The organism is Paenibacillus validus NBRC 15382, from assembly GCF_004000985.1.
GTDB classification, from domain to species: Bacteria; Bacillota; Bacilli; order Paenibacillales; family NBRC-103111; genus Paenibacillus_G; species Paenibacillus_G validus.
In genome coordinates this window covers 38255-45764 of sequence record NZ_BIMH01000040.1, presented here as the reverse complement: position 1 = coordinate 45764, position 7510 = coordinate 38255, and the positions used below count along the sequence as shown (strand labels likewise).

The window sequence follows — 7510 nt, the reverse complement described above, 5'->3', positions numbered from 1 at the left end:
ATTAAGAGTCTTTTTGGGTAGAATACTATCCAGGAGGGCTCTTTTATTTTATTTCAAATTGAAAATGGTTTGAAAATGGACACAGCTTTTTGCTTGACACCAAAAATGAGCTTTTGGTAAGATTGCAATAATATATTTCGGCAAGTATTCAATAAGGAGGATTTATTACGTGTGGGAGTCTAAGTTTGAAAAAGAAGGATTAACGTTTGATGACGTGTTGCTCGTACCGCGAAAGTCGAATGTTTTCGGTAAAGAGATTGATATCAGCACAGAACTGACAAGCAAGATTAAGCTCAATATCCCCTTCATCAGCTCTGCGATGGATACCGTTACGGAATCGAAGCTCGCAATAGCAATAGCTAGAGAAGGCGGAGTCGGAATCATTCACAAAAATATGCCGATCGCGCAGCAAGCGGAAGAAGTCGATCGTGTTAAGCGTTCGGAGAGCGGCGTAATTACAAATCCTTTTTATTTGACTCCAGAACATCATGTGTATGACGCGGAAGAGTTGATGGCCAAGTACCGCATTTCAGGCGTACCTGTTTGTGATGACAATAAAAGATTGGTCGGTATCCTGACCAACCGCGATCTTCGTTTTGTTCATGATTATTCCATCAAAATCAAAGATGTCATGACAAAGGACAACCTGGTCACGGCTCCGGTAGGCACTACGCTTCAGCAAGCGGAAGGCATCCTCCAAAGACATAAGATCGAGAAACTTCCTTTAGTCGATGATCAAATGATCCTTAAAGGTCTGATTACGATCAAAGACATCGAGAAAGCGATCCAGTTTCCGAATTCGGCTAAAGACGAGCATGGACGGTTACTCGTAGGTGCTGCAGTCGGCGTATCCAAAGACGTGTTAGAACGTACGGCGGCCTTGGTTGAAGCCGGTGCCGACTTGATCGTCGTGGACTCTGCACACGGCCATCACATTAATATCCTCAACACGGTGAGAGCCATTCGGGAGCAATACCCGGAGTTGACGATTATGGCAGGTAACGTAGCAACGGGTGATGGCACCCGGGATTTGATTGAAGCCGGGGCTAGTATCGTGAAGGTAGGTATCGGACCGGGCTCGATCTGTACGACGCGTGTCATTGCCGGTATCGGCGTACCGCAAATTACGGCCATCTACGATTGCGCCAGTGTAGCGCGCAGTTACAACGTACCAATTATCGCTGACGGCGGCATCAAGTACTCCGGCGACGTAACAAAAGCGATTGCCGCGGGCGCAAGTGCGGTGATGATCGGAAGTCTTTTTGCAGGAACGGAAGAAAGTCCGGGTGAATCGGAGATTTATCAGGGTCGCCGGTTTAAAGTATACCGCGGAATGGGCTCGCTCGGCGCGATGAAGGAAGGAAGTAAGGACCGGTATTTTCAAGAGAACGAAAGCAAGCTGGTTCCGGAAGGTATCGAAGGTCGGGTCGCTTATAAAGGACCGCTCGCAGACACATTGTATCAGCTAGTCGGCGGACTTCGTTCCGGAATGGGTTATTGCGGTTCCCCGAACATCCTTTCGTTGATCAATGATACGTCTTTCATTCGAATTACAGGCGCAGGGCTGCGCGAAAGCCACCCGCATGATGTGCATATTACGAAAGAAGCGCCTAACTATTCGTTATAAGAATTATATAGCCTATCAAAGGGACGGAAGCTGCGGCTTCCGTTTCTGTTTTTATTGGAAGGAACAAGCTTTTTTTACCTTATAAGTGGCTTGTGGTACAATTAAACTTGTTTTCTTATTTATTATTAAATCATAGGAGTGAGATGATTGTTTGTAAACGTAAAACGAATTTGTTCGGTTGTTGCTGTAGCCCTTTTCTTGAACACATCCCTTGCTCTCGTGCAGCCTCCTCAAGCGAGCGCCGCCGATACGAATACGGCCGACTTGCAGCTGAATGCGTCCTCGGCCATATTGATGGAGGCTAGTACGGGGCAAATCTTATATGAATATAATGCTGATAAGGCGCTGCCTCCTGCAAGTATGGCCAAGATGATGACCGAATACTTGGTAATGGATGCGATAGAAAGCGGTAAAATCAAAACGACGGATATGGTGAATACGACGCCTGCCGCGGCTGACGCGATCGGCTCGGGCCAGTTGCTCGCGTTGAACGAACAAGCGACCGTCGACAATATGTTTGCAGCCATGTCGATCTACTCCTCCAACGATGCCACGGTTGCTCTGGCTGAAGCGATTGCCGGTTCGGAAGAAAGCTTCGCGAAAATGATGAACGAGAAGGCGAAGGAGTTCGGATTGTCACCGGATGCGCATTTTATTAATTCGACGGGGTTGTCGCGCGCCGATATGGGCAAGTATGCTCCCAAAGAACTGCAGGGTGAGACGCTTCTAAGCGCCAAAGATGCCGCCCTGATTGCTTACCATCTTATCAACGACCACAAGAACCTGCTGGAATACACGAAGACGCCGGCTCGCAAATTCCGTGAGACGGACAAATCGCCTATGATCAACTGGAACTGGATGCTGGCGGATAATAAAAGCAATAAAAACTTTGCTAAATATGCGTATGAAGGTTTGGACGGGTTGAAAACGGGTCATACCGATGAGGCCGGCTACTGCTTCACCGGCACGGCCGAACGTAACGGCATGCGGTTGATCAGTGTGGTGATGGGCACAGGCCCGAAAGAAGAGGCGCGGTTTATCGAAACCCGTAAAGTGCTGGACTACGGTTTTAATAATTTTGCCCCGAAACAAGTACTAACGGCAAAAGCTGAAATAGATTCGTTGAAAACGGTCAATATTAAAAAAGGCGTGCAATTGGAAGTTCCTGTGGTGACGCAAACCGGACTCACGCTCATCGCGAAAAAAGGGACGCCGGACGATCAATTCAAAGTCACCGCCCAGGCCCTGGACGAATCGAAATTAACAGCGCCGATTGAGAAAGGCCAAGTGGTAGGTACGGCTAAAGTGACTTATGAAGGCAAAGAATACAACGTAAATTTAATCACCACGGAAGAGGTGGAGAAAGCCGGCTGGTTCCGGTTATTTTTCCGGGCGATTAAACAATTTTTCATCGATACGCTCTCCGGTGCCAAGAACGGTTAAAATCCGAGCGTATGGGTTGTACATTTAGAACAGTTCATGTAAAATATTTCTTTAGTTAGTTTGTCCTAAGTAAAGGAACGTGCCAACATAAAAGCAGAGTCTCGGGAGGAGTCGGACATGGAAACTGGAACATCTCGCGTTAAAAAAGGTATGGCCGAAATGCAAAAAGGCGGCGTCATCATGGACGTCATGAATGCAGAGCAAGCATGTATTGCAGAGGCGGCAGGCGCTTCAGCCGTTATGGCTTTGGAACGGGTGCCTTCGGATATTCGTGCAGCAGGCGGCGTTGCTCGTATGGCGGACCCGACGATCGTAGAAGAAGTTATGAAAGTTGTATCTATTCCCGTAATGGCCAAAGCGCGTATTGGGCATTTTGTCGAGGCGAAAGTGTTGGAATCGATGGGCGTCGACTATATCGACGAGAGCGAAGTGCTGACACCTGCTGACGAAGTGTTCCACATTAATAAAAAAGAATTTACCGTACCGTTCGTATGCGGCGCAAGAGATCTTGGCGAGGCGCTCCGTCGGATCGGCGAAGGAGCTTCCATGCTTCGTACGAAGGGCGAGCCGGGGACAGGAAACATTGTGGAAGCCGTTCGTCATATGCGCATGATTACGGGTCAAATTCGCAAAGTGCAGAGCTTGTCCAAAGACGAGCTAATGGCGGAAGCAAAAAACTTGGGCGCTCCTTACGAGCTGCTGCTGCAAGTACATGAAACCGGTCGTTTGCCGGTTGTAAACTTTGCCGCAGGCGGCGTGGCGACACCGGCCGATGCCGCATTGATGATGCACCTCGGTTCGGACGGCGTATTCGTCGGCTCCGGTATCTTCAAATCGGATAACCCGGAGAAGTTCGCGAAAGCGATTGTCGAAGCGACGACGCATTATACCGACTATGAGCTAATTGCCAACATTTCGAAAAACTTGGGTACGCCGATGAAAGGCATCGAAATTTCGAAGCTGCACGTGTCGGAACGTATGCAGGATCGCGGCTGGTAAACCGAGTATAACAGCCGCGGAAGGAAGAGGTTGAGCGACATGAAGATAGGTGTTTTGGCGTTGCAAGGCGCCGTCGCCGAGCATATTCGGTTAATCGAGAAAGCCGGCGGCGAAGGCGTTATTGTGAAACGGACGGAGCAGCTTGACGACATCCAGGGGATCGTGATCCCCGGAGGCGAAAGCACTACGATCGGCAAGCTGATGCGCACATATCAATTTATCGAGGCCCTACGCGAATTTTCGCGGCAGGGCAAACCGATTTTCGGCACTTGTGCCGGTTTGATCGTGCTTGCGAATGATATTGTCGGGCAGGACGAGACTCATCTCGGGCTGATGGATATCCGGGTGGCTCGGAATGCTTTCGGTCGTCAGCGTGAGAGCTTCGAAACCGATTTGGATGTAAAAGGCATTGCTAAAGACGTACGCGCCGTATTCATCCGCGCCCCGTTAATTGAGCAAGTCGGGGATGAAGTGGAAGTTCTGGCTACCTATCAAGGTTCCATCGTAGCCGCAAGACAAGGACATCTGCTGGCCGCTTCGTTTCATCCGGAATTGACCGATGATGAACGCATGCATGGCTATTTTCTAGATATGGTACGTGAGACGAGGTAGGAGGGATCTCCTTGTTGGATGTTAAATTGCTGCGAAGCGATCTGGATCAAGTGAAGCAAGCGATGGCGAACCGGGGGAAAAACTTCGAGGAGCTTGATCGTTTCACAGCGCTCGATACGAAGCGCAGAGAGCTTTTGCAAGAAACGGAGCAATTGAAAAATCGCCGGAATGTTGTGTCTCAAGAAGTGGCGCAACTGAAGAAGGCGAAGGAAAACGCGGACCATCTGATCGAGGAGATGAAGGTCGTCGGAGACCGGATCAAATCACTGGATGAAGAAATTCGTGAGCTTGAAACGCAACTGGACGCGATCTTACTATCTATTCCGAATATTCCACAGAGCGACGTGCCGATCGGCTTCAGCGAAGAGGAGAACGTGGAGATTCGCCGTATAGGCGAGGTGCCTGCATTCTCTTATGAACCGAAGCCGCATTGGGAAGTAGCGCAGCAGCTGGGCATTCTAGATTTTGAAGCTGCGGCGAAAGTGACCGGCTCGCGCTTCGTGTTCTACAAGGGCTTAGGCGCCCGTCTAGAGCGTGCATTGTTTAACTTCATGATGGATCTGCATGCGGACAAGCATGGCTATCAGGAAGTGCTGCCGCCGCAAATCGTGAATCGCGATAGTTTGACGGGAACCGGACAGCTTCCGAAGTTTGCGGAGGACGTGTTCAAGCTCGAGGGGATGGATTATTACCTGATCCCAACCGCGGAAGTGCCGGTGACGAACTATCACCGTGACGATATTTTGTCGGTGGAAGAGCTGCCGAAATATTATGTGGCTTTGAGCGCTTGCTTCCGATCTGAGGCAGGTTCGGCCGGACGGGATACCCGCGGCTTGATTCGTCAGCATCAGTTCAACAAAGTGGAGCTGGTTAAGCTGACGACGCCGGAGAGTTCGAATGAGGAGCTCGAGAAGATGACGGCGGATGCCGAGAAGGTGCTGCAGCTGCTGCAGCTGCCATACCGCGTTCTCGTGCTTTGTACGGGCGATATCGGCTTTTCATCGACGAAGACGTACGATCTCGAAGTTTGGCTGCCTAGCAGCAATACGTACCGCGAGATTTCATCGTGCAGCAACATTCAGGATTTCCAGGCGCGTCGCGCTAATATTCGGTTCCGCCGCGAAGCAAAAGCAAAGCCGGAGTTCGTGCATACGCTGAACGGCTCGGGGCTTGCGGTAGGACGAACGGTAGCGGCTATTCTGGAGAACTACCAGCAGGAAGACGGCAGCGTGCTCATCCCTGAGGTGTTAAGGCCTTATATGGGCGGCATCGAACGCATCAGTAAAATTTAGCGCTTGAATCCGGTTTGGCAGTTGTGATACAATGCATCTGTCACCCGGAGAGGTGGTCGAGTGGTTTAAGGCAGCGGTCTTGAAAACCGCCGTGTTCGTGAGGGCACCGTGGGTTCGAATCCCACCCTCTCCGCCATTATTTTAAATAACAGGCATCTACGTGCCTACATAGATAGCAACAAGGTCATCGACTTCGTCGGTGGCCTTTTTAGTATGTCTAGCGCTGCCAGGCACAGCCACTAGGAGTAGTTGTCGTCGAGTCGAGCGCCGAGCCCGATTAATCGTGGCGGTTCCTAATTTTTCAACGCCGGGTGAAGTATAGAGAGGTTGGAGAATCCGCATTTTATAAGTATGGAGGTGTTAATGACATCATGGCGAAATCGGATCAATTGCGGATCGATCAACAGGAGCTGGTTCAGGCATGGTCGCGGACGCTGCCAACCGTATTGAATGCTTCCGACCGGGCAGAAGTGTTCGCCGATGAAGCTGATTCCAATGTGCTTCGCGTTCATATCACAACGGCAGGGCGAAACGACTACAGCTTCGATTTTAAGTGTACGTATGTCGATTCGCGGGAAGTAAAGGTCGATCTGGTCGATGTGGAACGCGATGGCAACAATGTGGACGAGCGCACGGACGTGATCCAGACGTTAGTGGACGACTACGTAAGGCACATCCATGAATGCGCGCAGCAGCTTCATGCGCTGACGACGCGTTAAGAGGGAGGCATTGAACGATGACGAAAAATAAAAGCAACGTAGATAAAAATTTGCAGAACGTGGTTAAAGACCTCGAGCATATTGCCGTTACGAGTCATCAAGCGCAGCAGGTACAGCAGCAAACGAATGACCATCGCCATCAGGATGCGCTTAACCACGACAAGAAGCACGCCCATGCATCCGGTATCTCGGATATTCAATAAATCTAGAGGGGGCTGAATGATTATGCCTAAAGACATTCCGCAACCGGTAAACCCGCCGAGCGGCCAGGAGAATCAGAACGAACAGCGTCAACGGACCGGACCAAAGCCGGGCTCGAAGCGAATCAAAAACGAAAACCACAGCCGTCAAAATAACGGCGAAGGCTAAAAAAATCAGCCTCTTACCAACTAAAGTGCGGCCGCATCAAAGATATTCGATGCAAGCTGACGCTTTAGAGAGTAGGAGGCTGTTTTATTTGTGTGTGAGGGGCTTAGTTGTGAGAGAGCGTTAATTGTTTTTTTCGACGATTTGAAAGCATTCGTTGAGTAAAATTTGCGCCATGGCCTCATTATCCGTATACCCGTATAACAAAGCGCCGCCGGCGATGGCTTCGCAAACATCATCCATTAACGTGCAAATGGAAATCGAAAACTCATCATAAACGATGTAGAAAGTGTTTGCCGGCATCTCCATATCCACCTCGGGTTTATTTTTTCGAGATTTATCCCTTATTTTACCACGAGGTAATTAAAAAGAGAACAAGCAACCTTGAATTCTAATGTTTTCTTTAGCATATTTACGTAAAATATAATGATTTTTGCGAGAGGAGCATTTTA

Annotated in this window: 9 protein-coding genes and 1 tRNA gene; 9 read left to right on the top strand and 1 reads right to left on the bottom strand. The window is 49.6% G+C overall.

Annotation, left to right across the window (positions count from 1 at the left end; genetic code table 11):
- Nucleotides 1–169: 169 nt before the first annotated feature.
- The 9 genes from guaB (at nucleotide 170) to PVA01S_RS20540 (ending at nucleotide 7061) form a co-directional block, all read left to right on the top strand.
- Nucleotides 170–1627: an IMP dehydrogenase gene (gene guaB, locus PVA01S_RS20580; RefSeq protein WP_054800301.1), complete on the top strand. Its 1458-nt coding sequence runs from the start codon at nucleotides 170–172 to the stop codon at nucleotides 1625–1627.
- Nucleotides 1628–1774: 147 nt separating this feature from the next.
- Nucleotides 1775–3070 (top strand): D-alanyl-D-alanine carboxypeptidase family protein, encoded by a 1296-nt coding sequence (locus PVA01S_RS20575; RefSeq protein WP_127609139.1) that lies wholly within the window; start codon nucleotides 1775–1777, stop codon nucleotides 3068–3070.
- Nucleotides 3071–3187: 117 nt separating this feature from the next.
- Nucleotides 3188–4069, top strand: a complete 882-nt coding sequence (gene pdxS, locus PVA01S_RS20570; RefSeq protein WP_127609137.1) for a pyridoxal 5'-phosphate synthase lyase subunit PdxS — start codon at nucleotides 3188–3190, stop codon at nucleotides 4067–4069.
- 39 nt (nucleotides 4070–4108) lie between these two features.
- Nucleotides 4109–4681 carry a pyridoxal 5'-phosphate synthase glutaminase subunit PdxT gene (gene pdxT, locus PVA01S_RS20565; RefSeq protein ID WP_127609135.1) on the top strand — a complete coding sequence of 191 codons (573 nt, stop codon included), beginning with the start codon at nucleotides 4109–4111 and terminating at the stop codon, nucleotides 4679–4681.
- Between the two features lie 11 nt (nucleotides 4682–4692).
- Nucleotides 4693–5973: a serine--tRNA ligase gene (gene serS, locus PVA01S_RS20560; RefSeq protein ID WP_127609133.1), complete on the top strand. Its 1281-nt coding sequence runs from the start codon at nucleotides 4693–4695 to the stop codon at nucleotides 5971–5973.
- A 46-nt stretch (nucleotides 5974–6019) separates the two neighbouring features.
- Nucleotides 6020–6109, top strand: a tRNA-Ser gene (locus PVA01S_RS20555).
- A 235-nt stretch (nucleotides 6110–6344) separates the two neighbouring features.
- Complete coding sequence (locus PVA01S_RS20550; RefSeq protein WP_054798165.1) at nucleotides 6345–6692, top strand: hypothetical protein; 348 nt, start codon at nucleotides 6345–6347, stop codon at nucleotides 6690–6692.
- Nucleotides 6693–6709: 17 nt separating this feature from the next.
- Entirely contained in the window at nucleotides 6710–6895 is a 186-nt protein-coding gene (locus PVA01S_RS20545; RefSeq protein ID WP_127609126.1) for a hypothetical protein, read from the top strand.
- Nucleotides 6896–6917: 22 nt separating this feature from the next.
- Nucleotides 6918–7061 (top strand): hypothetical protein, encoded by a 144-nt coding sequence (locus PVA01S_RS20540; protein ID WP_054798173.1) that lies wholly within the window; start codon nucleotides 6918–6920, stop codon nucleotides 7059–7061.
- Between the two features lie 120 nt (nucleotides 7062–7181).
- On the opposite strand, the gene PVA01S_RS20535 is transcribed toward PVA01S_RS20540, so the two are convergent.
- On the bottom strand, nucleotides 7182–7361 hold the full coding sequence (locus PVA01S_RS20535; protein ID WP_127609125.1) for a hypothetical protein: 180 nt from the start codon (nucleotides 7359–7361) through the stop codon (nucleotides 7182–7184).
- Between the last annotated feature and the right edge of the window lie 149 nt (nucleotides 7362–7510).

Excerpts from the sequence above, each read along its gene's own strand:
- pdxS (WP_127609137.1), top strand. The coding sequence starts at position 3,188 with ATGGAAACTGGAACATCTCGCGTTAAAAAAGGTATGGCCGAAATGCAA.
- pdxT (WP_127609135.1), top strand. The coding sequence starts at position 4,109 with ATGAAGATAGGTGTTTTGGCGTTGCAAGGCGCCGTCGCCGAGCATATT.
- PVA01S_RS20550 (WP_054798165.1), top strand. The coding sequence starts at position 6,345 with ATGGCGAAATCGGATCAATTGCGGATCGATCAACAGGAGCTGGTTCAG.
- PVA01S_RS20545 (WP_127609126.1), top strand. The coding sequence starts at position 6,710 with ATGACGAAAAATAAAAGCAACGTAGATAAAAATTTGCAGAACGTGGTT.
- PVA01S_RS20540 (WP_054798173.1), top strand. The coding sequence starts at position 6,918 with ATGCCTAAAGACATTCCGCAACCGGTAAACCCGCCGAGCGGCCAGGAG.
- PVA01S_RS20535 (WP_127609125.1), bottom strand. The coding sequence starts at position 7,361 with ATGCCGGCAAACACTTTCTACATCGTTTATGATGAGTTTTCGATTTCC.